This is a genomic window from Pseudomonas sp. TE6283, from assembly GCF_054060555.1.
Genome location: NZ_JBSSDH010000001.1, coordinates 541,397 through 565,170 on the forward strand (window position 1 = coordinate 541,397; position 23,774 = coordinate 565,170).

The 23,774-nt window shown below is 65.2% G+C and carries 19 protein-coding genes; 14 read left to right on the forward strand and 5 right to left on the reverse strand.

Annotation, left to right across the window (positions count from 1 at the left end):
- Positions 1–15 precede the first annotated feature (15 nt).
- Positions 16–2,436 (reverse strand): DNA translocase FtsK, encoded by a 2,421-nt coding sequence (ftsK, locus tag ACVWZ5_RS02730; protein ID WP_081100255.1) that lies wholly within the window; start codon positions 2,434–2,436, stop codon positions 16–18.
- 338 nt (positions 2,437–2,774) lie between these two features.
- Between ftsK and aat the strand changes: the two genes are divergently transcribed.
- From aat to infA, 3 genes are all read left to right on the forward strand, one after another.
- Entirely contained in the window at positions 2,775–3,455 is a 681-nt protein-coding gene (gene aat, locus ACVWZ5_RS02735; protein WP_301143896.1) for a leucyl/phenylalanyl-tRNA--protein transferase, read from the forward strand.
- 57 nt (positions 3,456–3,512) lie between these two features.
- Positions 3,513–4,220 (forward strand): arginyltransferase, encoded by a 708-nt coding sequence (locus tag ACVWZ5_RS02740; RefSeq protein WP_028692388.1) that lies wholly within the window; start codon positions 3,513–3,515, stop codon positions 4,218–4,220.
- A gap of 104 nt (positions 4,221–4,324) precedes the next feature.
- Positions 4,325–4,543 (forward strand): translation initiation factor IF-1, encoded by a 219-nt coding sequence (gene infA, locus ACVWZ5_RS02745; protein ID WP_002553999.1) that lies wholly within the window; start codon positions 4,325–4,327, stop codon positions 4,541–4,543.
- Between the two features lie 121 nt (positions 4,544–4,664).
- Here the strand turns inward: infA and clpA are convergent, their stop codons facing one another.
- On the reverse strand, positions 4,665–6,935 hold the full coding sequence (gene clpA / locus ACVWZ5_RS02750; RefSeq protein WP_028692389.1) for an ATP-dependent Clp protease ATP-binding subunit ClpA: 2,271 nt from the start codon (positions 6,933–6,935) through the stop codon (positions 4,665–4,667).
- A gap of 30 nt (positions 6,936–6,965) precedes the next feature.
- The gene (gene clpS, locus ACVWZ5_RS02755) at positions 6,966–7,340 is read right to left on the reverse strand and encodes an ATP-dependent Clp protease adapter ClpS (protein WP_062573544.1); all 375 of its coding nucleotides are present in this window, start codon (positions 7,338–7,340) and stop codon (positions 6,966–6,968) included.
- Between the two features lie 231 nt (positions 7,341–7,571).
- Between clpS and cspD the strand changes: the two genes are divergently transcribed.
- Positions 7,572–7,826 carry a cold shock domain-containing protein CspD gene (gene cspD, locus ACVWZ5_RS02760; protein WP_062573543.1) on the forward strand — a complete coding sequence of 85 codons (255 nt, stop codon included), beginning with the start codon at positions 7,572–7,574 and terminating at the stop codon, positions 7,824–7,826.
- Positions 7,827–7,904: 78 nt separating this feature from the next.
- Here cspD and icd read toward each other — a convergent pair whose 3' ends face one another.
- Positions 7,905–9,161 carry an NADP-dependent isocitrate dehydrogenase gene (gene icd / locus ACVWZ5_RS02765; protein ID WP_062573542.1) on the reverse strand — a complete coding sequence of 419 codons (1,257 nt, stop codon included), beginning with the start codon at positions 9,159–9,161 and terminating at the stop codon, positions 7,905–7,907.
- Positions 9,162–9,621: 460 nt separating this feature from the next.
- Here icd and ACVWZ5_RS02770 point away from each other — a divergent pair, with 460 nt between their 5' ends.
- The 7 genes from ACVWZ5_RS02770 to ACVWZ5_RS02800 all read left to right on the forward strand — a co-directional run bounded on the left by ACVWZ5_RS02770 (position 9,622) and on the right by ACVWZ5_RS02800 (position 17,616).
- A complete protein-coding gene (locus ACVWZ5_RS02770; RefSeq protein WP_062573540.1) occupies positions 9,622–11,847 on the forward strand; it encodes an NADP-dependent isocitrate dehydrogenase in 2,226 nt (741 codons plus the stop codon).
- Between the two features lie 238 nt (positions 11,848–12,085).
- Entirely contained in the window at positions 12,086–12,526 is a 441-nt protein-coding gene (locus ACVWZ5_RS02775) for an NUDIX hydrolase (protein ID WP_028692394.1), read from the forward strand.
- Positions 12,527–12,585: 59 nt separating this feature from the next.
- Positions 12,586–13,710, forward strand: coding sequence for a tRNA 2-thiouridine(34) synthase MnmA (gene mnmA / locus ACVWZ5_RS02780; protein ID WP_028692395.1), 1,125 nt, complete (start codon positions 12,586–12,588; stop codon positions 13,708–13,710).
- Entirely contained in the window at positions 13,707–14,333 is a 627-nt protein-coding gene (hflD, locus tag ACVWZ5_RS02785; RefSeq protein ID WP_028692396.1) for a high frequency lysogenization protein HflD, read from the forward strand. The genes mnmA and hflD overlap by 4 nt, the downstream gene beginning before the upstream one ends.
- 237 nt (positions 14,334–14,570) lie before the next feature.
- Complete coding sequence (gene purB, locus ACVWZ5_RS02790; protein WP_062359667.1) at positions 14,571–15,941, forward strand: adenylosuccinate lyase; 1,371 nt, start codon at positions 14,571–14,573, stop codon at positions 15,939–15,941.
- A gap of 81 nt (positions 15,942–16,022) precedes the next feature.
- Positions 16,023–17,189 (forward strand): ribosomal protein uL16 3-hydroxylase, encoded by a 1,167-nt coding sequence (locus ACVWZ5_RS02795; RefSeq protein WP_258801858.1) that lies wholly within the window; start codon positions 16,023–16,025, stop codon positions 17,187–17,189.
- The gene (locus ACVWZ5_RS02800; protein WP_028692399.1) at positions 17,182–17,616 is read left to right on the forward strand and encodes a GNAT family N-acetyltransferase; all 435 of its coding nucleotides are present in this window, start codon (positions 17,182–17,184) and stop codon (positions 17,614–17,616) included. The genes ACVWZ5_RS02795 and ACVWZ5_RS02800 overlap by 8 nt, the downstream gene beginning before the upstream one ends.
- A gap of 184 nt (positions 17,617–17,800) precedes the next feature.
- Here ACVWZ5_RS02800 and ACVWZ5_RS02805 read toward each other — a convergent pair whose 3' ends face one another.
- The gene (locus ACVWZ5_RS02805; RefSeq protein ID WP_457340392.1) at positions 17,801–19,651 is read right to left on the reverse strand and encodes a polyurethane esterase; all 1,851 of its coding nucleotides are present in this window, start codon (positions 19,649–19,651) and stop codon (positions 17,801–17,803) included.
- 236 nt (positions 19,652–19,887) lie between these two features.
- On the opposite strand from ACVWZ5_RS02805, the gene ACVWZ5_RS02810 reads away from it, so the two are divergent.
- The 3 genes from ACVWZ5_RS02810 to ACVWZ5_RS02820 all read left to right on the forward strand — a co-directional run bounded on the left by ACVWZ5_RS02810 (position 19,888) and on the right by ACVWZ5_RS02820 (position 23,773).
- Positions 19,888–21,834 carry a DNA topoisomerase III gene (locus ACVWZ5_RS02810; RefSeq protein ID WP_301143898.1) on the forward strand — a complete coding sequence of 649 codons (1,947 nt, stop codon included), beginning with the start codon at positions 19,888–19,890 and terminating at the stop codon, positions 21,832–21,834.
- Positions 21,835–21,930: 96 nt separating this feature from the next.
- On the forward strand, positions 21,931–23,220 hold the full coding sequence (locus tag ACVWZ5_RS02815; RefSeq protein WP_062573534.1) for an NAD(P)/FAD-dependent oxidoreductase: 1,290 nt from the start codon (positions 21,931–21,933) through the stop codon (positions 23,218–23,220).
- Positions 23,213–23,773: a helix-turn-helix domain-containing protein gene (locus ACVWZ5_RS02820; RefSeq protein WP_062573533.1), complete on the forward strand. Its 561-nt coding sequence runs from the start codon at positions 23,213–23,215 to the stop codon at positions 23,771–23,773. Before ACVWZ5_RS02815 ends, ACVWZ5_RS02820 begins: the two co-directional genes overlap by 8 nt.
- Position 23,774 lies beyond the last annotated feature (1 nt).

Consider the following 23,774-nt stretch of genomic DNA (forward strand, 5'->3'; position numbering starts at 1 on the left):
CCGGCAGGTTGTTCATCAGTCGCGCGGGCCACCCGGGGCAATCACTTCCCGCGAGCCGTTGCTGTTCATCGGCGTGACCACGCCGGCCATTTCCATCGACTCGATCATCCGCGCGGCGCGGTTGTAACCGATCTTGAGCTTGCGCTGCACCGCCGAGATCGACGCCCGGCGGCTTTCCAGCACGAACTGCACGGCTTCGTCGTAGAGCGCGTCGGCTTCCGGGTCGTCGCCATCGCCGCCACCGCCACCGCCGCCGTCGAAGCCGCTACCGGCCTCCTCGACGCCATTGAGGATGTCATCGTTGTAGTCCGGCGCGCCGCGCAGCTTCCAGGCCTCGACCGTGCGATGCACCTCGTCGTCGGAAACGAACGCGCCATGCACGCGGATCGGCAGGCTGGTGCCCGGCGGCATGTAGAGCATGTCACCGTGGCCGAGCAGCTGTTCGGCGCCACCCTGGTCGATGATGGTCCGCGAGTCGATCTTGCTCGACACCTGGAATGCCATGCGGGTCGGGATGTTGGCCTTGATCAGGCCGGTGATCACGTCCACCGACGGGCGCTGGGTGGCCAGGATCAAGTGGATACCAGCGGCACGGGCCTTCTGGGCGATACGGGCGATCAACTCTTCGACCTTCTTGCCGACGATCATCATCATGTCGGCGAATTCGTCGACCACCACCACGATGGTCGGCAGGGTTTTCAGCGCCGGCGGCTCGTCGTCCATGCTCTCGCGACGGTACAGCGGGTCGTGGATGATCTCGCCGGCCTCCTGGGCATCTTTGATCTTGCGGTTGAAGCCCGCCAGGTTACGCACGCCCATGGCCGCCATCAGCTTGTAGCGGCGCTCCATCTCGGCGACGCTCCAGCGCAGGGCGTTGGCGGCGTCCTTCATGTCGGTGACCACCGGGCACAGCAGGTGCGGAATGCCTTCGTAGATCGACAGCTCGAGCATTTTCGGGTCGATCATGATCAGCCGCGCGTCTTCCGGGCCCGACTTGAACAGGATCGACAGGATCATCGCGTTCACGCCCACCGACTTACCGGAACCGGTAGTACCGGCCACCAGCAGGTGCGGCATCTTGGCAAGGTCGGTGATCACTGGCTTGCCGCCGATATCGTGGCCCAGGGCCAGGGTGACCGGCGACTTGTTCTCGTCGAATTGCGCCGACGACAGCACCTCGGAGAAGCGCACCATTTGGCGGTTTTCGTTGGGAATCTCGATACCCACGGTGGTCTTGCCGGGAATGACCTCGACCACGCGCACGCTGGTCACCGCCAGGGAACGCGCCAGGTCCTTGGCCAGGTTGGCGATACGGCTGACCTTGACGCCCGCGGCCGGCTGGATCTCATAGCGGGTGATCACCGGGCCCGGGTGGATCGAGTCGACCGAGACCTCCACGCCGAATTCCTTCAGCTTGATTTCCAACAGGTGGCCGACAGCGGCCAGGGATTCGGGTGAGTACTCGACCTTCTTCTGTTCGGCCGGGTCGAGGATGGAGATCGACGGCAGCGTGCCTTCGACGGCGCTGTCGACGAACAACGGCGCCTGCTTCTCCTTCATCACCCGCTTGCTCGGCTCCGGCGCCTTGACCGCCGGAGTCGGCAGGTTGATCACCGGGGCTGGTTGCTGTTCGCGCTGGGCGATGTGCTTGGTCAGCGCCTCGTCGCGCTCGATGATGCGCTCGCGGGCCTTGACCTGCTCGCGCTTGTCGGCGACCACCGGGGCGACCACTTCGTCGACCTGCTCGTCCACCTCGCGCAGCTGCGCCACCAGGCGCTTGCGCTCGTTGCGCGCCTCCCACCAGCGGTTGGCGGCGCCCTGCACCAGCTCGAACAGGTCGAGGGTGATCTTGCCGGTGATGTCCATCACCTTGAACCAGGACAGGTCGGTAAACACGGTCAGGCCGAACAGGAACAGGGCGATGAACATCAGCGTGCTGCCCTGAACGTTGAGCAGGTTGCGCGCCAGATCGCCAAGGCTCTCGCCCAGGGCGCCACCGGCGGAGAACGGCATGCTCGCCGGCGGGTGGAAGTGGATATGCGCCAATGCCGCACCCGACAACACCAGGAACACCAGGCCGATCAGGCGCCAGGAGAACAGCCAGCCGCTCCACTGCCAGGGCTGGTGACGCTCGCGAAAGATCTGCCAGGTCTTGATCGCCAGCAGCAGCGGGAAGATATAGGCGAAGTAGCCGAGCACCATGAACAGGATATCGGCGAAGTAGGCCCCGGCGCGGCCGGCGGCGTTCTGCACCTGCTCGGCGTTGCTGGTGTGGCTGAAGCCCGGATCGGCGGTGTCGTAGGTGACCAGTGCCATCCACAGGTACAGGCACAGGGCGCCGACGGCGATCAGCGCACCTTCCTTCAGGCGGTAGTGCAGCTGTTGCCGCCACAGAGGCACTGGCAAGGGGGCTGGGGTTGCGGTCGATTTCTTCAAAACGCGTCTATTCCTGCGCGTGCTGCGCGTCCAATAGTGATTGGCCGGTCACTGGCCAATGAACCACTACTTTTAACATTACTGCCCGCCAGCCGCCATGGCGGCACGCCGTGTGGGGCGCGAACGGGGGCTACTTTCATATAGTTGCAATTTGAGCATGCATTTTCTTTTGTGACAAAGGCTTATGCTGTGTTTTTGCACAGGTGTGACAGCAAAAGCGCCAGATGGTGCCTGGCGCTACCGAAGCCGAAGGGAATTTGTCGACCTGGCAAGGCGTTGACCTCATTCTCAACCCACGCCATGCTGCCCTCTCCCCTCCCCCGCCGCTCAAGAACCCCATGCTCACCTGGCTGACCCGCGACTCGCTGACCTTCCCCCCCCTGGAAAAGGCCCTGCACGACCCCAACGGCCTGCTTGCCGCCGGCGGTGACCTGACCCCGGACCGCCTGGTCGCGGCCTATCGCCACGGCTGCTTCCCCTGGTACCAGGACGGCCAGCCGATCCTCTGGTGGTCGCCCGACCCGCGCACCGTGTTGTTCCCGGACGAGCTGCACGTCTCGCGCTCGCTGGCCAAGCTGATCCGCCAGGGCCGCTACCAGGTGAGCTTCGACAGCGATTTCGCGGCGGTGATCGCCGCCTGCGCCGCGCCGCGGGACTACGCCGACGGCACCTGGATCACCGACAACATGCGCGCCGCCTACTGCGAGCTGCACCGCCGCGGCATCGCCCATTCGGTGGAGGTGCGCCGCGACGGCGAGCTGGTCGGCGGCCTCTACGGCCTGGCCATGGGTCGGCTGTTCTTCGGCGAATCGATGTTCAGCCGCGCCGACAACGCCTCCAAGGTGGGCTTCGTGACCCTGGTCGAACACCTCAGGCAGGCCGGCTTCGTGCTGATCGACTGCCAGATGCCGACCGACCACCTGCACAGCCTGGGCGCCCGCGCCATCAGCCGGGTCGCGTTTGCCAACCACCTGGCGCGGTACCTGGATCAGCCCAGCGGCGCCAACTGGGTTGCCTAGGCGAGTTCCCGGAGCTGGCTTACACTTAGAGACAACGTCTCACCTAAGGGGTTGATCATGACAGAGCTGGCGCGGTTGAAGTTTTATGCCACTCAACCCCACTCCTGCAGCTACCTGCCGGATGAGCAGGCGACCACGCTGTTTCTCGACCCGAGCCAGCCGATGGACGTGCATGTCTATGCCGACCTGTCGGAGATGGGCTTTCGCCGCAGCGGCGATCACCTCTATCGCCCGCATTGCCAGCAATGCAACGCCTGCGTGCCGGCGCGCATCCCGGCGGCGCGCTTCATTCCCAACCGCCAGCAGCGCCGAATCCTCAAGCGCAACGCCGACCTGACCGTCACCGCCGCCCGCCCGTCCTTCAAGGAAGAATACTTCGACCTGTACCGGCGCTATATCGAGCAGCGCCACGCCGACGGCGACATGTACCCGCCCAGCCGCGACCAGTTCTCCACCTTCCTGGTCCGCGACCTGCCGTTCTGCTGGTTCTACGAGTTCCGTCTGGAGGGCCGGCTGCTGGCCGTGGCGGTGTGCGACCTTCTGCCCAATGGGCTGTCAGCGGTGTACACCTTCTACGAGCCCGACGAGGAGCGCCGCAGCCTGGGGCGCTATGCCATCCTCTGGCAGATCACCGAGGCCCTGCGCCAGGACCTCGAGGCGGTGTACCTCGGTTACTGGATCAAGAACTGCAAGAAGATGAATTACAAAACCCAGTATCGCCCCATCGAACTGCTGATCAACCAGCGCTGGGTCACCCTCAACTGAAAGGCATTGGCTTGAAACACAAATTTCGGGCATAATCCACGCCACTTTTTTTGCCCGGTGCAGTCGTGCGTCGGGCCATCACTGGATACCGAGGGCTTTACTGCATGTCGAAAGAAGACAGCTTCGAAATGGAAGGCACTGTCGTCGACACCCTGCCCAACACCATGTTCCGCGTGGAGTTGGAAAACGGGCACGTCGTTACCGCGCATATCTCTGGCAAGATGCGCAAGAACTACATCCGTATTCTCACTGGCGACAAGGTCCGCGTCGAACTGACGCCGTACGACCTGAGCAAGGGCCGCATCACCTACCGTGCGCGCTAAGCTCCAGCCATGAAAAAGCCCGGCCAATGTGCCGGGCTTTTTTGTGGGCTTTATACAGCGGGACTGCTGTGCAGGCCTTTCGCCGGCTTGCCGGCGAATGGGCCGCACAGCGGCCCCAGCCTTACGCGACTTCAGCCGTGGTCTCGTAATCGAACACCAGCTCGCCATCGCGCAGGTCGATATGCACCACACCACCGTGCTCGGCCAGCTCGCCAAACAGGATCTCCTCGGCCAGCGGCCGCTTGATCTTGTCCTGGATCAGCCGCGCCATCGGCCGCGCCCCCATCTGCACGTCGTAGCCCGAGGCCGCCAGCCAGCCGCGGGCGGCGTCGGTGACCTCCAGCAGCACACGCTTGTCTTCCAGCTGCGCCTGCAGTTCGATGAGGAACTTGTCGACGATGCTCTTGATCGTCTCGTGGGACAGGCGGCCGAACTGGATGATGGTGTCCAGGCGGTTGCGGAACTCCGGCGTGAAGCTCTTGCGGATGACCTCCATCGCATCGGACGAGTGGTCCTGGTGGGTGAAGCCGATCGAGGCCCGCGCGGCGGTTTCAGCGCCGGCGTTGGTGGTCATGATCAGGATCACGTTGCGGAAATCCGCCTTGCGCCCGTTGTTGTCGGTCAGGGTCCCGTGGTCCATTACCTGCAGCAACAGGTTGAAGACTTCCGGGTGGGCCTTCTCGATCTCGTCGAGCAGCAGCACACAGTGCGGTTGCTTGGTGATGGCCTCGGTCAGCAGGCCACCCTGGTCGAACCCGACATAGCCGGGCGGCGCACCGATCAGGCGCGACACAGTGTGCCGCTCCATGTACTCGGACATGTCGAAGCGCACCAGTTCCACGCCCAGGGCCTTGGCCAGCTGACGGGCGGCCTCGGTCTTGCCCACGCCGGTAGGGCCGGCGAACAGGAACGAGCCGACCGGCTTGTCCGGCGCCTTGAGGCCGGCACGGGACAGCTTGATGGCGGTGGCCAGCGAGTCGATCGCGGCATCCTGGCCGAACACGGTCAGTTTCAGGTCACGCTCGAGGTTGCGCAGCAGCTCCTTGTCGGAGCTGGTGACGTGCTTCGGCGGAATCCGCGCGATCTTGGCGACGATATCCTCGACCTGCGGCACGTCGATGCGCTTGACCCGATTGGCCTCCGGCTGCAGGCGCTGGTAGGCGCCGGCCTCGTCGATCACGTCGATGGCCTTGTCGGGCATGTGCCTGTCGTTGATGTAGCGCGAGGCCAGTTCGGCGGCGGCGCGCAGGGCCTCGTCGCTGTACTCGATGTTGTGGTGGCTCTCGAAGCGGCCCTTGAGCCCGCGCAGGATGCCCACGGTGTCCTCCACCGATGGCTCGGTGACGTCGACTTTCTGGAAGCGCCGCGCCAGGGCGCGATCCTTCTCGAAGATGCCGCGGAACTCCTGGAAGGTGGTGGAGCCGATGCAACGGATCTCACCGGACGACAGCAGCGGCTTGAGCAGGTTGGACGCATCCATCACGCCACCGGAAGCCGCGCCGGCGCCGATGATGGTGTGGATCTCGTCGATGAACAGGATCGCCTGCGGGCGCTTGCGCAGCTCGCCGAGCAGCGCCTTGAAGCGCTTCTCGAAGTCGCCGCGGTACTTGGTACCGGCCAGCAGTGCGCCGAGGTCAAGGGAGTACACCACGCTCTGCGCCAGCAGGTCGGGCACCTGCCCGTCGACGATGCGCTTGGCCAGGCCTTCGGCGATGGCGGTCTTGCCCACGCCGGCCTCGCCGACCAGCAGCGGGTTGTTCTTGCGCCGGCGGGCGAGGATCTGCGCCACGCGCTCGACCTCCTGCTCGCGCCCGACCAGCGGGTCGATGCGCCCGGCCCGGGCCAGTTCGTTCAGGTTGCTGGCATAGGCGTCCAGCGGGTTGCTGGAAGACGACGCTTCGCCGCCCTCCTCGTCCTGCATGTCCTGCTCGCTTTCGTTGTGCGAACCGTGGCCCGGCACCTTGCTGATGCCGTGGGCGATGTAGTTGACGACGTCGATGCGCGCCACGCTCTGCTGCTTGAGCAGGAACACCGCCTGGCTTTCCTGTTCGCTGAAGATCGCCACCAGCACGTTGGCGCCGGTCACTTCGCGCTTGCCTGAGCTCTGCACGTGGAACACGGCACGCTGCAGCACACGCTGGAAGCCCAGGGTCGGTTGGGTCTCGCGATCCTCGTCATGCACGGGGATCAGCGGGGTGGTCGAATCGATGAACTCCTGCAGGTCGTGCTTGAGTTTGTCGAGATTGGCGCCACAGGCGCGCAGAACGGTCGCGGCAGCCTCATTGTCAAGGAGTGCCAGCAGCAGGTGTTCGACGGTCATGAACTCATGACGCTTCGAACGGGCCTCCTTGAAGGCCAGATTGAGGGTGACTTCGAGCTCGCGGTTTAACATAGCTTCACCTCATACCCAAGTGGTCGGCGATTAACCGTCCTTCTCGATTTCACAGAGTAGCGGATGCTGGCTTTCCCTGGCGTATTGGTTGACCTGCATGGCCTTTGTCTCGGCGATGTCCCGGGTAAACAATCCGCACACTGCCCGCCCTTCGGTATGGACGGTCAGCATGATCTTGGTCGCCAGCTCGCGGTTCAGATTGAAGAACGTCTCGAGCACTTCGACGACGAAATCCATCGGCGTGTAGTCATCGTTGAACAAAACCACCTTGTACATCGGCGGCGCCTGCAGGATCGGCTTGGCCTCCTGGACGGCAAGGCCCGCGCCATCGTCCTCATGCCCGTCCTCATGCGACTGGGGGCGATCCTGATTGAATGTTAGTCGAATCTCACTGGGTGCATGCATGGAAAGAATTTCATCATGATCGACAGGTTAAGGTTGTGGGTTGACCGCGCAGGCCACTCCCGGCGCGGGCGCCGGCTGACCTTGACTATCGGCAAAACGGTGTTACAACCAATAAGAACCCACCGTGGTCGATAAAGATCCGCGCAGTCAACCAGATTTTCTCGCAAGGTTCGTATGCGGATGAAGTGGATGATACTCCAGTGATGGAGTCCTTTGCAGAGGGACATAGGGATGGCAAGCGGTAAAGTCAAGTGGTTCAACAATGCCAAGGGCTACGGATTCATCAACGAGGATGGCAAGACCGATGATCTGTTCGCCCACTATTCAGCGATCCAGATGGACGGTTACAAGACGCTGAAAGCCGGCCAGGCCGTGAACTTCGAGATCATCCAGGGCCCCAAAGGGCTGCACGCGACCGACATCAGAAGCGCCACCAGCAACGTCCAGGCCAGCGCGACGAACCCAGGCAATACCGTCGAAGTCTGATCCCCGACCTGTCTGCCGGTAAACGAAAAAGCCGGTCGCCCCTTTAATATAAAGAGGCGACCGGTTTTTTTGCCCCGCCTACATGTGCTTGATCAGCGCCTCGCCAAAGCCCGAACTACCGACCAGGGTCGCGCCGTCCATCAGGCGCTCGAAGTCATAGGTCACGGTCTTGGCCGCAATGGCGCCATTGGTGCCCTTGATGATCAGGTCGGCCGCCTCGGTCCAGCCCATGTGCCGCAGCATCATTTCCGCCGAGAGGATCACCGAGCCCGGGTTGACCTGGTCCTTGCCGGCGTACTTCGGCGCGGTGCCGTGCGTGGCCTCGAACATGGCCACGGTATCCGACAGGTTGGCGCCCGGCGCGATGCCGATACCACCCACTTCCGCCGCCAGGGCATCGGACAGGTAGTCGCCGTTGAGGTTGAGGGTGGCGATCACATCGTACTCGGCCGGACGCAGCAGGATCTGCTGGAGCATGGCGTCTGCGATGGCATCCTTGACGATCACCTCGCGGCCTGTCTTCGGATTCCTGAACTTCATCCACGGGCCGCCATCGAGCAGCTCGGCGCCGAACTCGTCGCGTGCCACCTCGTAGCCCCAGTCCTTGAAGGCCCCTTCGGTGAACTTCATGATGTTGCCCTTGTGCACCAGGGTCAGCGACTTGCGGTCGTTGTCCACCACATACTGCAGGGCCTTGCGCACCAGGCGCTTGGTGCCCTCCTTCGAGACTGGCTTGACGCCAATACCGCAGTCCTGGTCGAAGCGGATCTTGGTGACGCCCATTTCTTCCTTGAGGAACTTGATCACCTTGTTCGCCTCGGGCGAACCGGCCTTCCACTCGATGCCGGCATAGATGTCCTCGGAGTTCTCGCGGAAGATCACCATGTCGACGTCACCCGGCTTTTTCACCGGACTCGGCACGCCCTGGAACCAGACCACCGGGCGCAGGCACACATAGAGGTCGAGCTGCTGGCGCAGGGCCACGTTGAGCGAGCGGATGCCGCCGCCGACCGGGGTGGTCAGCGGCCCCTTGATCGACACCACGTAGTCGCGCACCGCATCCAGGGTTTCCTGGGGCAGCCAGGTGTCCTGGTCGTAGACCTGGGTGGCCTTCTCGCCGGCGTACACCTCCATCCAGGCGATCTTGCGCTTGCCGCCGTAGGCTTTGTGCACGGCGGCGTCGACCACCTTGATCATCACCGGCGAGACGTCCACGCCAATGCCGTCACCCTCGATGTAGGGAATGATGGGGTTATCGGGAACGTTGAGCGAATGGTCTGCATTGACGGTGATCTTGGCACCATCAGACGGAACCTTGATTTTCTGGTATCCCATGCTGCACTACTCCGCTTTTCCTGGTGTGATTGGAAATCGTGCGATCCACTGAGCCTAAACCACATCTGCCGACCTGCAAGCTCGCTGCCACGACAGCCGAAAAAGGACTGGAAAATCCCCCTGGCAGCCTGCGGCAACACGCCACATTGCCCCTACGTCTTTGGTCTTATAAATGCGCTGATACCACTTCGCCTTGCTGAATAGCCCAAAGGGTTTGATATACTCCGGCGCGACCATAGGGTCATCGGGGCGAACCCTAGGAAAATGCGGCTCGCCCTTGGTCATGAATGACCGCAAAGCCTGGGTTGTTACCGCGGCCCAGCACTTGACGCTCGACTGATGCATCCACCATCACCGCTCGCAGCCTCTCGACTTTCCGCTCATGGCGTCGCCAGGGCGAAGCGCCTACCCTGCGCACCTCGAGACTCGAGTACGCTCAGCACATAGAGAGTTAACCCGCATGCCCACCCGTTCCAAGATCATCTACACCTTCACCGACGAAGCCCCCGCCCTCGCCACCTACTCGCTGCTGCCGATCGTCGAGGCCTTCACCGCTTCGGCCGATATCGCCGTCGAAACCCGTGACATCTCCCTGGCCGGCCGTATCCTCGCCGCCTTCCCGGAGCAACTGGGTGCCGAGAAGCAGGTAGGCGATCACCTGGCGGAACTGGGCCAGCTGGCCACCACCCCTGAAGCCAACATCATCAAGCTGCCGAACATCTCCGCGTCGGTTCCACAGCTGAAGGCCGCGATCAAGGAGCTGCAGGCCAAGGGCTTCAACATCCCCGACTACGCCGACGAGCCGGGCAGCGCCGAGGAAAAAGAATCCCGCGCCCGCTACGACCGCATCAAGGGCAGCGCCGTGAACCCGGTCCTGCGCGAAGGCAACTCCGACCGCCGCGCCCCGCTGTCGGTCAAGAACTACGCCCGCAAGCACCCGCACAAGATGGGCGCCTGGGCCGCCGACTCCAAGTCGCACGTTGCCCACATGACCCAGGGCGACTTCTACGGCAGCGAAAAAGCCGCGCTGATCGAGGCTGACGACAGCCTGCGCATCGAGCTGGTCGGCAAGGACGGCGCCACCACCGTCCTGAAAGAAAAAACCGCCGTCAAGGCCGCCGAAGTCATCGACTGCGCCACCCTGAGCCGCAAGGCCCTGAAAGCCTTCATCGCCGAGCAGATCGCCGATGCCAAGGCCTCTGGCGTGCTGCTGTCGGTGCACCTGAAAGCCACCATGATGAAGGTCTCCGACCCGATCATGTTCGGCGTGATCGTCGAAGAGTTCTACGGCGACGTACTGGCCAAGCACGCAGCCGCACTCAGCCAGGTGGGCTTCAACGCCAACAACGGCATCGGCGACCTGTACGCCCGCATCAAGGATCTGCCTGCCGAGAAGCAAGCCGAGATCGAAGCCGACATCCAGGCCCTGTACGCCGTTCGCCCGGCCCTGGCCATGGTCAACTCGGACAAGGGCATCACCAACCTGCACGTACCGAGCGACGTCATCGTCGACGCCTCGATGCCTGCGATGATCCGCGACTCGGGCAAGATGTGGAACACCGCCGGAGAACTGCAGGACGCCAAGGCGATCATCCCGGACCGCTGCTACGCCGGCATCTACCAGGCCACCATCGAAGACTGCAAGGCCAACGGCGCCTTCGACCCGACCACCATGGGCAGCGTGCCGAACGTCGGCCTGATGGCGCAGAAAGCCGAAGAGTACGGCTCCCACGACAAGACCTTCCAGATCAAGGCCGACGGCGTCGTGCGCGTGGTCGATGGCAAGGGCAAGGTCGTGCTGGAGCAGGACGTCGAAGCCGGTGACATCTTCCGCATGTGCCAGACCAAGGACGCGCCGATCCAGGACTGGGTCAAGCTGGCCGTCAACCGCGCCCGCCTGAGCAACACCCCGGCGGTGTTCTGGCTGGACCCGGCCCGCGCCCACGACGGCGTGATGATCGAGAAGGTGCAGCAGTACCTGAAGGATCACGACACCTCAGGCCTGGACATCCGCATCCTGGCCCCGGTCGACGCCATCAAGTTCTCCCTGGCCCGCATCCGCGAAGGCAAGGACACCATCTCGGTGACCGGCAACGTGCTGCGTGACTACCTGACCGACCTGTTCCCGATCATGGAACTGGGTACCAGCGCCAAGATGCTGTCGATCGTCCCGCTGATGAACGGCGGTGGCCTGTTCGAGACCGGCGCCGGTGGTTCGGCACCGAAGCACGTGCAGCAACTGGTCGAAGAGAACTTCCTGCGCTGGGACTCGCTGGGTGAGTTCCTGGCCCTGGCAGCCTCCCTGGAGCACCTGGGCAACACCTACGACAACCCGCGCGCCAAGGTCCTGGCCAACACCCTGGACCAGGCTACCGGCAAGTTCCTCGACACCAACAAGTCGCCTTCGCGCAAGGTCGGCGGTATCGACAACCGTGGCAGCCACTTCTACCTGACGCTGTACTGGGCAGAAGCACTGGCCGCCCAGACCGACGACGCAGCCCTGCAGGCGCGCTTCGCCCCGCTGGCCAAGACCCTGAGCGAGAACGAGGCGACCATCGTCGCCGAGCTCAACGCCGTCCAGGGCAAGCCGGCCGACATCGGCGGCTACTACGCCCCGGATGCCGAGCTGACCGCCAAGGTGATGCGTCCAAGCCAGACCCTGAACAGCGCCATTGCCGCCCTGTAAGGTTCGCCTGACGTAGCAGCACAGACCCCGGCCACGCACCGGGGTTTGTGCTTTTTGAAGTTTGTGAAATCTCCCGTGGGAGCGGGGGGGGGGGCGGGGGGGGGGGGGGCGGGGGGGGGGGGGGGCGGCGCCCGCCCCCCCCCCCCCCCGCGGCGCCCGCCCCCCCCCCCCCCCCCGCCCCGCCCCCCCCCCCCCCCCCCCCCCCCCCCCCCCACGCCCCCGCCATGGAGCCCACTGCATGACCTGGCAACCCCACATCACCGTCGCCACCATCGTCGAACACGACGGCAAGTTCCTCTTCGTCGAGGAGTTCAAGGCCGGCCAGCACGTGTTCAACCAGCCCGCCGGCCACCTCGAGGCCAACGAGACCATCGCCCAGGCCGCCCTGCGCGAAACCCTCGAGGAAACCGCCTGGGAAGTCGAACTCACCGGCGTGGTCGGCATCTACCTCTATACCGCCCCGAGCAACGGCGTCACCTACCAGCGCATCTGCTTCGCCGCCCGCCCCGTGCACCATCATGCCGACCTGGCGCTGGACAGCGACATCGTCCGTGCCGTGTGGCTGACCCGCGACGAACTGCTGGCCGAGCCGTCACGCTGGCGTAGCGAGCTGGTACCGCGCTGCCTCGACGACTATCTCAAAGGCCCGCTGCACAGCCTCGACCTGCTGCGCGACTGACGCCAGCCCACGGGTTTGATAGAATCGGCGTTTTTCCCCTCTGATACACACCGGTAGCCATGACCAGCCCAGCACTCAAAGACCCCGCCAAGACCCGCGTCATCGTCGGCATGTCCGGCGGCGTGGACTCTTCCGTCTCCGCCCTTCTGCTCATCGAGCAGGGCTACCAGGTGGAAGGTCTGTTCATGAAGAACTGGGAAGAAGACGACGGCACCGAATACTGCACCGCCCGCGAAGACCTGGCCGACGCCCAGGCCGTGTGCGACCGCATCGGCATCAAGCTGCACACTGCCAACTTCGCCGCCGAATACTGGGACAACGTGTTCGAGCACTTCCTCGAGGAGTACAAGGCCGGCCGTACGCCCAACCCGGACATCCTCTGCAACCGCGAGATCAAGTTCAAGGCGTTCCTCGACTACGCCCTGTCCCTGGGCGCCGATCTGATCGCCACCGGCCACTACGTGCGCCGCCGCGACACTGGCGCGCTGACCGAGCTGCTCAAGGGCCTGGACCCGAACAAGGACCAGAGCTACTTCCTGCACGCCGTCGGCGGCAAGGAAATCGCCCGCACCCTGTTCCCGGTCGGCGAGCTGGAAAAGCCCGAGGTACGCGCCATCGCCGAAAAACACGGCCTGGCCACCGCCAAGAAGAAGGACTCCACCGGCATCTGCTTCATCGGCGAGCGCCGCTTCAGCGATTTTCTCAAGCAGTACCTGCCGGCCCAGCCCGGCGAGATCCAGACCACCGAGGGTGAAGTGATCGGCCAGCACCATGGCCTGATGTACCACACCATCGGCCAGCGCCAGGGCCTGGGGATCGGCGGCCTGAAGGACGCGGGCGACGAGCCGTGGTACGTGCTGGAAAAAGACCTCGCGCGCAACGTGCTGGTGGTCGGCCAAGGCAACGAGCACCCATGGCTGTTCTCCCGCGCCCTGCTGGCTTCGGAGATCTTCTGGGTCAACCCGATCGACCTGTCCAGCCCGCGCCGCCTGACCGCCAAGGTGCGCTACCGCCAGGGCGACCAGCAGTGCACCCTGGAACGCACCGAGAGCGGCTACCGCGCCGTGTTCGACGAGCCGCAGCGCGCCGTCACCCCGGGCCAGTCGGTGGTGTTCTATGACGGCGAGGTGTGCCTGGGCGGCGGCGTGATCGAGATCGCCGAGCCGTGGAGCCCGCGTCGATGAACAACCTTCAGGAGCAGTTGGTCGCCCTGGGCGGCGTGTTCCAGGCCGCAGTGCTGGTCGACCGCATCGCCCGCACCGGCCAGGCCAGCGAAGCCAACATCGGTTGCATGCTCGGCAGCCTGCTGGTGCGCGACCCGAAGGATACCCTGGAAGTGTTCGGCGGCGACGACCTCAACCTGCGCGACGGCTACCGCGCGCTGGTCGGCGCCCTGGAGCGCGACCCCAGCAGCCTGCAGCGCGAGCCGCTGCGCTACGCCCTGTCGATGCTGGGCCTTGAGCGCCAGCTGAACAAGCGTGGCGACATGCTCGACACCATCGGTAATCGCCTGCCGCAGATCCAGTCCCAGGCCGAGCATTTCGGCCTGGTTCACGAAAACGTCATTGCTTCCAGTGGAGCCTTGTACCAGGACACCCTGAGCACCCTGCGCCAGCGCATCCAGGTGCACGGCGACATGCGTTTCCTGCAGCAGGCCAGCAACGCCTCGAAGATCCGCGCCCTGCTGCTGGCCGGCATCCGCGCCGCGCGCCTGTGGCGCCAGCTGGGCGGACACCGCTGGCAGCTGGTGTTCAGCCGCCGCAAGTTGCTCAATGAACTGTACGGGATGATGCGTACCAACGATTGACGTAGTACCTGTAGGAGCGGCCTTGTGTCGCGAAAGGGCCGCAGCGCGGCCCCAGGATCTCGAGCCTGACTCAAGATTGCCGGGGCTGCTGCGCAGCCCTTTCGCGACACAAGGCCGCTCCTACAGGGGATCGCAACATTTTTGATAGGCCCGACCTTTGGTCAGCCACCCGACTCGGGCGCGTTTTTCATGTATGATATGCGCCCTTCCAAAAGCCTGACTGTCCGAGAACACCCCATGCAGCTCTCCTCGCTCACTGCGGTTTCCCCTGTAGACGGCCGTTATGCCGGCAAAACCCAGGCCTTGCGCCCCATCTTCAGCGAATTCGGCCTGATCCGTTTCCGCGCCCTGGTCGAAGTACGCTGGCTGCAGCGCCTGGCCGCCCACCCGCAGATCGGCGAAGTGCCGGCGTTCTCCGCCGAAGCCAACGCCGTGCTGGACAGCCTGGCCACCGATTTCAAACTTGAGCACGCCGAACGCGTCAAGGAAATCGAGCGCACCACCAACCACGACGTCAAGGCCATCGAGTACCTGCTCAAGGAGCAAGCGGCTCAGCTGCCTGAGCTGGCCAAGGTCAGCGAGTTCATCCACTTCGCCTGCACCAGCGAGGACATCAACAACCTGTCCCACGCCCTGATGCTGCGCGCCGGCCGTGACGATGTGCTGCTGCCGCTGATGCGCCAGATCGCCGAATCCATCCGCGCCCTGGCCCACGCCCACGCCGACGTGCCGATGCTGTCGCGCACCCACGGCCAGCCGGCCTCGCCGACCACCCTGGGTAAAGAGCTGGCCAACGTCGTCTACCGCCTGGAGCGCCAGATCGCCCAGGTGGCCGCCGTGCCGCTGCTGGGCAAGATCAACGGCGCCGTGGGCAACTACAACGCCCACCTGTCGGCCTACTCGCAGATCGACTGGGAAGCCAACGCCCGAGCCTTCATCGAGGACGAGCTGGGCCTGGTGTTCAACCCCTACACCACCCAGATCGAGCCGCACGACTACATCGCCGAGCTGTTCGACGCCATCGCCCGTTTCAATACCATCCTCATCGACTTCGACCGCGACGTCTGGGGCTACATCTCGCTGGGCTACTTCAAGCAGAAGACCGTCGCCGGCGAAATCGGCTCCTCGACCATGCCGCACAAGGTCAACCCGATCGACTTCGAGAACTCCGAAGGCAACCTGGGGATCGCCAACGCGCTGTTCCAGCACCTGGCCAGCAAGCTGCCGATCTCGCGCTGGCAGCGTGACCTGACCGACTCCACCGTGCTCCGTAACCTGGGCGTGGGCTTCGCCCACAGCGTCATCGCCTACGAAGCCAGCCTGAAAGGCATCGGCAAGCTTGAAGTCAACGCCGCCCGCATCGCCGCCGACCTGGACGCCTGCTGGGAAGTCCTGGCCGAGCCGATCCAGACCGTGATGCGCCGCTTCAACATCGAGAACCCCTACGAGAAGCTCAAGGAGCTGACCCGTGGCAAGGGCATCACCCCTGAAGCCCTGCTGACCTTCATCGACGGCCTGGACATGCCGGCCGAAGCCAAGGCCGAGCTCAAGCAACTGACCCCGGCGACCTACATCGGCAACGCCGTGGCCCAGGCCAAACGCATCTAAGCTGAGCGTCGCGTACAACGCCCGGCCTGGCCGGGCGTTTTTATTCCCGTACGAAAACTACGTTTTTTCAATAGGTTGAACATGAATTCTGATACTCCACTGCAACTGCTGGGCGGCCTCACGGCCCGTGAATTCCTGCGCGACTACTGGCAGAAAAAGCCGCTGCTGGTGCGTCAGGCCTTCCCCGACTTCGTCAGCCCCATCGACGCCGACGAACTGGCCGGCCTGGCCCTGGAAGAAGAAGTCGAGTCGCGCCTGGTGCTCGAACACGGCGAGCGCCCGTGGGAGCTGCGCCGCGGCCCGTTCGCCGAGGACGCTTTCGCCGACCTGCCCGAGCGCGACTGGACCCTGCTGGTGCAGGCGGTTGACCAGTTCGTGCCGGAAGTGGCCGAGCTGCTCGAAGCGTTCCGCTTCCTGCCCAGCTGGCGCATCGACGATGTGATGATCAGCTATGCGGCGCCCGGCGGCAGCGTCGGCCCGCACTTCGACAACTACGACGTATTCCTGCTGCAGGGCGACGGCACGCGCAACTGGAAAGTCGGACAGATGTGCAACAGCGACAGCGCGCTGATCGACCACGCCGACCTGCGTATCCTGGCCGACTTCGAGCAGAGCGAAGAGTGGACCCTGGAGCCGGGTGACATGCTCTACCTGCCGCCGCGCCTGGCCCACTACGGCGTTGCCGAGAGCGAGTGCCTGACCTACTCGGTGGGCTTCCGCGCCCCGAGCGCCGCCGAAGTGCTGACCCACTTCACCGACTTCCTCGGCCAGTTCCTGCCGGATGAAGAGCGCTACAGCGACGCCGACGCCCAGCCGGTCAGCGACCCGCACCAGATCCAGCACGATGCCCTCGACCGCCTCAAGGCGCTGATCGACAAGCACATGGCCGACAAGGACCTGCTGCTGACCTGGTTCGGCCAGTTCATGACCGAGCCGCGTTATCCCGAGCAGGTTGTCGGCGAGGAACTGAGCGAGCAGGAGCTGCTCGACTACCTCGGCCAGGGCGCCATCCTGATCCGCAACCCGAGCGCACGCCTGGCCTGGTCGGAGTTCGGCGACGACCTGCTGCTGTTCGCCAGCGGTCGCAGTTGCCCGCTGCCGGGCAAACTGCGCGAACTGCTGAAGCTGATCTGCTCCGCCGACGCCCTGCACAGCGAGAACCTTGGGCAGTGGCTGGAAGACGAAGACGGCCTGATGCTGGTACAACAGCTGGTCATGCAAGGCAGCCTGGGATTCGCCGATGAATAAGATCAGTGTTCGACTGGCCGACTGGCACAAGGACAACGCCGACATCCACCGTATCCGCAGCGCCGTGTTCGTCGCCGAGCAGCACGTGCCGCCGGAGCTGGAATTCGACGCCGAGGACCCGACCGCCGTGCACTTCCTGGCCATGGAGGGCGACTACCCGATCGGTACCGCCCGCCTGTTGCCCGACGGCACCATCGGCCGGGTCTCGGTGCTCAAGGACTGGCGCGGCCTGCACGTGGGCGACGCGCTGATGCGCGCGGTGATCGTCGAGGCGCAGAACCGCGACCTCAAGCAGCAGATGCTCAGCGCCCAGGTGCACGCCACGCCATTCTATGAGCGCCTGGGGTTCCGCGTGGTCAGCGAGGAGTTCCTCGAGGCTGGCATTCCGCACGTGGACATGGTTCGCGACTCGCGCGAGATGGCCTGAGCCATCACGTTAGCCTGCTCTTTGTAGGAGCGGTCTTGCCGAGGCGTCGGACCGGTCGAAAAGGGCTGCGTAGCAGCCCCAGGGTTTCAGCGTTGACGCAAAGATCGCCGGGGCCGCTATGCGGCCCTTTCCGACCGGTCCGACGCCTCGGCAAGGCCGCTCCTGCAGGGTTACGCCCTACCCCTCAGGCAATCACAATCTGCCCATCCCCCACCCCTTGGGCCGAGATCCCCACCAGCGTCACGCTATCCCCCCCGAACTTCAGCACCAGGTCATCGCCAACCTGGCTGGCATGGGCACGCCAGTCCGGCGCTGCGGTGCCACCGTCCACGCCGATGAACACCAGCCGGTCCTGCCCGGAGAAGTCCAGCACCCGATCCTGGCCAAAATGCTCGCTGAACAGGAAGGTGTCGCGCCCGCCGCCGCCAATGAGCACATCGTTGCCCGCGCCGCCGACCAGCACGTCATTGCCAGCACCGCCCTGCAACCGGTCGTCACCGCCGAGGCCGAACAACCACTGGCCCTGGTTGCCTGCCACCAACTGGTCGCCGGCCTGGGTGCCGTTGAGCGAGGACGCGTAGGGCGTGACCTTGCCGCTCTCGAACAGCCCCTGCGCCGCGACCCCGTGGCTGACCTCCTTGCTGAAGATCAGCAGGCTCGACTCCTTGCTCACCAGGTTCTCGACATTGCGCACCAGGCTGATGCCGCCCTGGGCGTCGCGCACGTACAGCGTGCCCTCGCCGTCCCGGGCGATGCTCAGGTTGGCCAGGGCGTCCTGCAGCTTCAGGGTGTCGTGGCCGGCGCCGCCGTCGATCAAGTTGAAGCCGCCGTCGTCGCGGAAGGTGTCATTGCCGGCCCGGCCCTCAAGGTAGTCGTTGCCACGCCCGCCGTGGATCAGGTCGTCCTGGTCGGAGCCGATGATGAAGGTGCTGCCTTTGTGCGGCTCGGCATTGCGGTTGAGGTCCTCGACCCAGGTCGAGCCACGGGTGACATCGGACAGGTTGCTGACCACGATGGTCGAGTCGCGGCTGGTCCATTGATAGAACGACGACCCCAGCACGCGGCCAAGGCCATCGGCGTAGGCCGTCGGCAGGTGCGACAACCAAGTGGCGATGTTGCCGATGGAGAACGGCAGCAGGTTCCAGGCGTCGGAGGCGTAGTGGTCGTTGAAGTTGACAATGTTGTTGGTGGCCGAAGCCTTGGCGCCGTCGTGCACGCCCAGGGTGCCCCAGGTTGCCGAGGTGCCGTCGAGCACGCGGAACACCGGGTCGTTCTCGTAGCCGATATTGAGCACCTTGCTGGCGTCGGCGGCCTGGGTCGGCGAGGCGAAGGCGACGTAACGCGCATCCTGGTAGAAACCGCCCCAGCGCGAGCCGCTGAGGTCGGCCAGGCTGTTGACCGCCAGGCCGCCGAGGCTATGGCCGCTGACCGTGATATCGGCACCGCTCAGGCCGTTGGCCTTGGCGAAGGCTGCCACATCGGCGAGCAGTTGCCCGAATGCGTTACCGGCGTAATCACGGGCATAGCCGGCCGGGCCGATCGCCGCCAGCAGATCGTTGATGGCGTCTCCGATGGTGTCGCCCAGCAGGATCTCGCGCGGCCCGCTGGTGCCGCGGAAGGCGATGCCGATGCCGCTGAGCTGACCGGCGGCATCGTAGCGCCCAAGGATTTCCACCTGTGCCGAGGTGTAGCCCGGCGCTTCGCCATGGAATGTACCGCGGGCGTCGGTCTTGCCCTGGTAGCCCAGCTGCGCCGCGCTGAGCGGCGTCCAGCCGGCGGCCTTGACTTGGGCCAGGGCCCGGGCTTCGGAGTCGGGATTCCAGGGGATGCCGGGAATGACGCCCTGGCTGTCGGTGCCGCCGATCAGCGCCTTGACCAGGGTGGCCGGCAGGCCCAGGCCGAAGCCGTGCTTTTGATAGCCGGCGCTGAAGCCATCGTCGATGCCATGGTAGGCATAGGTGGCCAGGGCCATGGCATCTTTATAGAGCGAGGAGGAGGCAGTGCTATCGAGCTGTCGGTAATCGAAAACGGGCATTGGTTTACATCCTTGTTGTTCTTGTAGGAAGGACACCCCAGCGACATCGTCCAGTGACACGACTGGCGGGCGAAAGGCAAAGCTGGCACGCATTTGCCGAATCGTCCAACCCCAAGGGGTGACTACCCTGCCAAACATGCGGGCGAAAAAACTGTACATACATACAGATAAAGCTTGCCTGTGCGCCCTGCCTTGCGCATCCTAGTGCCCACCTCCCACGATCAAGCGTTTCGGCCATGCGCCTCTTTCTCTGCGAAAAGCCCTCCCAGGCAAAAGACATCGCCAAGGTCCTCGGCGCCCAGCGTCGTGGCGACGGCTGCTGGCAAGGCACCGATGTCTGCGTGACCTGGTGCATCGGCCACCTGCTCGAGACCGCCCCGCCCGACAGCTACGACGAGCGCTACAAGCGCTGGGCCCTCGAGGACCTGCCGATCATCCCGCAAAAGTGGAAGATGACCGTCAAGCCCAAGACCGCCAGCCAGTACAAGGCGGTCAAGCGCCTGCTCGGCGAGGCCCGCGAACTGGTGATCGCCACCGACGCCGACCGCGAGGGCGAGATGATCGCCCGGGAGCTGGTCGAGCATTGTCGCTACCGGGGGCCGATCCAGCGTCTGTGGCTGTCGGCGCTGGACGATGCCTCGATCCGCAAGGCGCTGGGTCGTCTACTGCCGGGGCAGGAGACCTTCAGCCTGTACCATTCGGCCCTCGGCCGCTCGCGGGCCGACTGGCTGATCGGCATGAACATGAGCCGCCTGTTCACCCTGCTCGGCCGCCAGTCCGGCTATCAGGGCGTGCTGCCGGTAGGCCGGGTGCAGACACCGACGCTGCGCCTGGTGGTGGACCGCGACCGCAGCATCGCCGACTTCGTGCCGGTGCCCTTCTGGGCCATCGAGGTGCAGCTGGAGAGCGCCGGCAGCGTGTTCAACGCCCAGTGGCGTGCACCGGAGGACGCCTGCGACGACCAGGGCCGCTGCCTTAAGCAGGACCTGACCCGGCAGGCGGCCGCCGACATGCAGGCGGCCGCGAGCGCCCGGGTGCGCAAGATCGCCACCGAACGCGTGCGCGAGGCGGCGCCCCTGCCCTTCGACCTCGGTACCCTGCAGGAGGTGTGCTCGAAGAAGCTCGGCCTCGGCGCCCAGGAGACCCTGGACATCGCCCAGGCCCTGTACGAGACCCACAAGCTCATCACCTACCCGCGCAGCGACAGCGGCTACCTGCCTCTCAGCCAGCACGGCGAGGCCGCTGGCATCCTCGCCGCCCTGCAGCGCGCCGACGACAGCCTCGCGCCGCTGCGGCCGCACCTGGATCCGGGCCGCCGCTCACGGGCATGGAACGACCAGAAGGTCAGCGCCCACCACGGCATCATCCCCACCGCCGCCGCCAGCGACCCGGCGCGTCTGCCGCCCAAGTACAAGGCCGTGTATACCCTGATTCGCGCCCGCTACCTGGCGCAGTTCCTGCCCAACCACGAGTACGACCGTACCGAGGCCGAGTTCGATTGTGCCGGTCATGCGCTGCGGGCGGTGGGCAAGCAGATCGTCGAGCCGGGTTGGCGCCGGGCGCTGCCCGAGGCACTGACCCCAACCAAGGGTCGCGAGGCGCCACCGGCACAGGTGCTGCCGACGCTGCGCGAAGGCCAGGACTGCGCAGTGCGGGACCTGCAGCTGAAGGACCTGTGGACCCAGCCGCCCAAGCCCTTCACCGAAGGCGACCTGATCAAGGCGATGAAGAACGTCGCCAAGCTGGTCGACGACCCTCGGCTTAAACAGAAGCTCAAGGAAACCACCGGCATCGGCACCGAGGCCACCCGGGCCAGCATCATCCAGGGCCTGCTCGACCGTGGCTACCTGGTCAAGAACGGCAAGGCGCTGTCGGCCACGCCCGCCGCCTTCAGCCTGATAGACGCCGTGCCCCGGGCCATCGCCGACCCCGGCACCACCGCAATCTGGGAACAGGCGCTGGACATGGTACAGAGCGGCGAGATGAGCCTGGACGAGTTCGTCACCCGCCAGTCGGCCTGGATGGGCAAGCTGGTGCAACGGTGCAGCGGCCTGCGCCTGACCATCAGCGGGCCGGCAGCGGGCAAGGCGGCAGCGCCGTGGAAGAAGAAGCGCAAGGGTGCCGCCAAGGGCAAGACAGCAGCCAGCAAGCCCCGACAGCCGCGGCGCAAGGCAGCGACCTAGCGCGCCCCGCGATGGCACCATCTACTACTGGCGAAATGAAAATTCTCTGCTATTTTTTCATGAAAATAATCAGAAAAAATTTCACGAGGCCCCGGCATGTTCAAGCAATCCGCCCAGCACGTCGCCAGCTACTACGCCCGCACCTACCCCACCACCCTCCCCCTGCGCCCCACCCTGCAAGGCGCTCATGACACCGACATCCTGATCGTCGGTGCCGGCTTCAGCGGCCTGCACACGGCCTTGCGCCTGACACTGGCCGGCCAGCGCGTGACCCTGCTGGAAGCCAGCCGGGTGGCCTGGGCCGCCTCGGGCCGTAACGGTGGCCAGGCACTGCTGGGCTGGTCGTGCGACATGCCCCCGCTGGAGCGAGCCCTGGGCCTGGAGCGCAGCCGACGCCTGTGGGACAGCATGTGCTGGGCCGCCCGCGAGCTGCGCGAACTGCCCCAGCGCCATGGCTTCGATGTCGACTATCGCCTGGGCAGCCTGTGGACCGCCGTGTTGCCGCGCCGAGTAAAACTGCTGGAGGAAGCCCGGCGCGAAGCACAGGAGAAGTTCGACTACGACTGCCTGCGCCTGATCGGCCGCGACGAACTGCCCGAGTGGATCGACAGCCCCCGATACCAGGCCGCGCTGTACGACCCCAATGGCGCCCACCTCAACCCACTGAAACTGGCCCAGGGGCTGGCCGGCGTGATCGAGGCGAACGGCGGGCGGATCTTCGAGCAAAGCCAGGTGCTCGACTACCACGAACACGCCGACGGCTTCGTTGCCCGCACCGATCAGGGCGAAGTGCGCAGTCGCGTACTGGTGCTGGCCTGCAATGCCTATATCGACCGCCTCGACCGCACGCTCTCGCGCCGCCTGCTGCCGGTGGGCTCCTACCAGGTGGCCACGGCGCCGCTGGATGCCGAGTTCGCCGCCTCGCTGCTGCCACGCAACAGCTGCGTGATCGACAACCAGTTCGTTCCCGACTACTTCCGCCTGACACCCGACCATCGCCTGCTGTTCGGGGGCGGCTGCACCTACCTGGGCGGCATCCCCAAGGACGTCGCCAGCGCCACCCGGCCCTACCTGGAGCGGGTGTTCCCGCAGTTGCGCGGGGTGGCCATCGAACATGCCTGGGGCGGCCATATCGACTGCAGCATCCAGCGCACCCCGGATATCGGCCGTCAGGGCCAACGCTACTGGCTGCAAGGATTCTCCGGGCACGGCGTGCTGCCGACACTGGCCGGCGCACGCGCCGTCAGTGACGCGATTCTCGGTAACGACGACTTGCTCGCGCTTTACCAGGCTATCGACAATGGCCGCTTCCCCGGTGGCGACCTGCTGGCCGCGCCGCTGGAAGCAGCCGCCAAGGCCTGGTACAGGATGCGCGACCATGTCTGAGCCGATCGACGACAACCAAGGCCTGGCGCGACTGGTGCGCGACCTGCGCAAGCACCGTGGGCTGACCCTGGACGAGCTGGCCGGCCGGGTCAAGCGCTCGCTGGGCTTTCTCTCCCAGGTCGAGCGCGGCCTCTCGCGCCCTACGGTGGCCGACCTCACCGCCATCAGCGAGGCGCTGCAGGTCCCCACCACCTACTTCTACCAGGCCGTGCCGCCCCGGGCGCTCGACTGGGTCACCCGTCCCGGCGAGCGACGGACCCTGTACTACGCCTCCGGGGTCACCGACGTGCTGGTCTCGCCGACCCTCACCGGCCGCTTCGCCATGCTCGAAAGCCACCTGGCGCCCGGCGCCAGCAGTGGCGAGGGGCATCTGGACGACAGCTCGGAACAGGGTGGTTTCGTACTCGAGGGCGAACTGACCCTGTGGCTCGAAGGCCAGGAAGATGCCGTCACCCTGTACCCCAACGACAGCTTCCAGCTGCCACCCCACAGCCAGTTCCGCTACGCCAACCTGACCGCCCGAACGACCCGGGTTCTCTGGGTCTTCCGTTGAG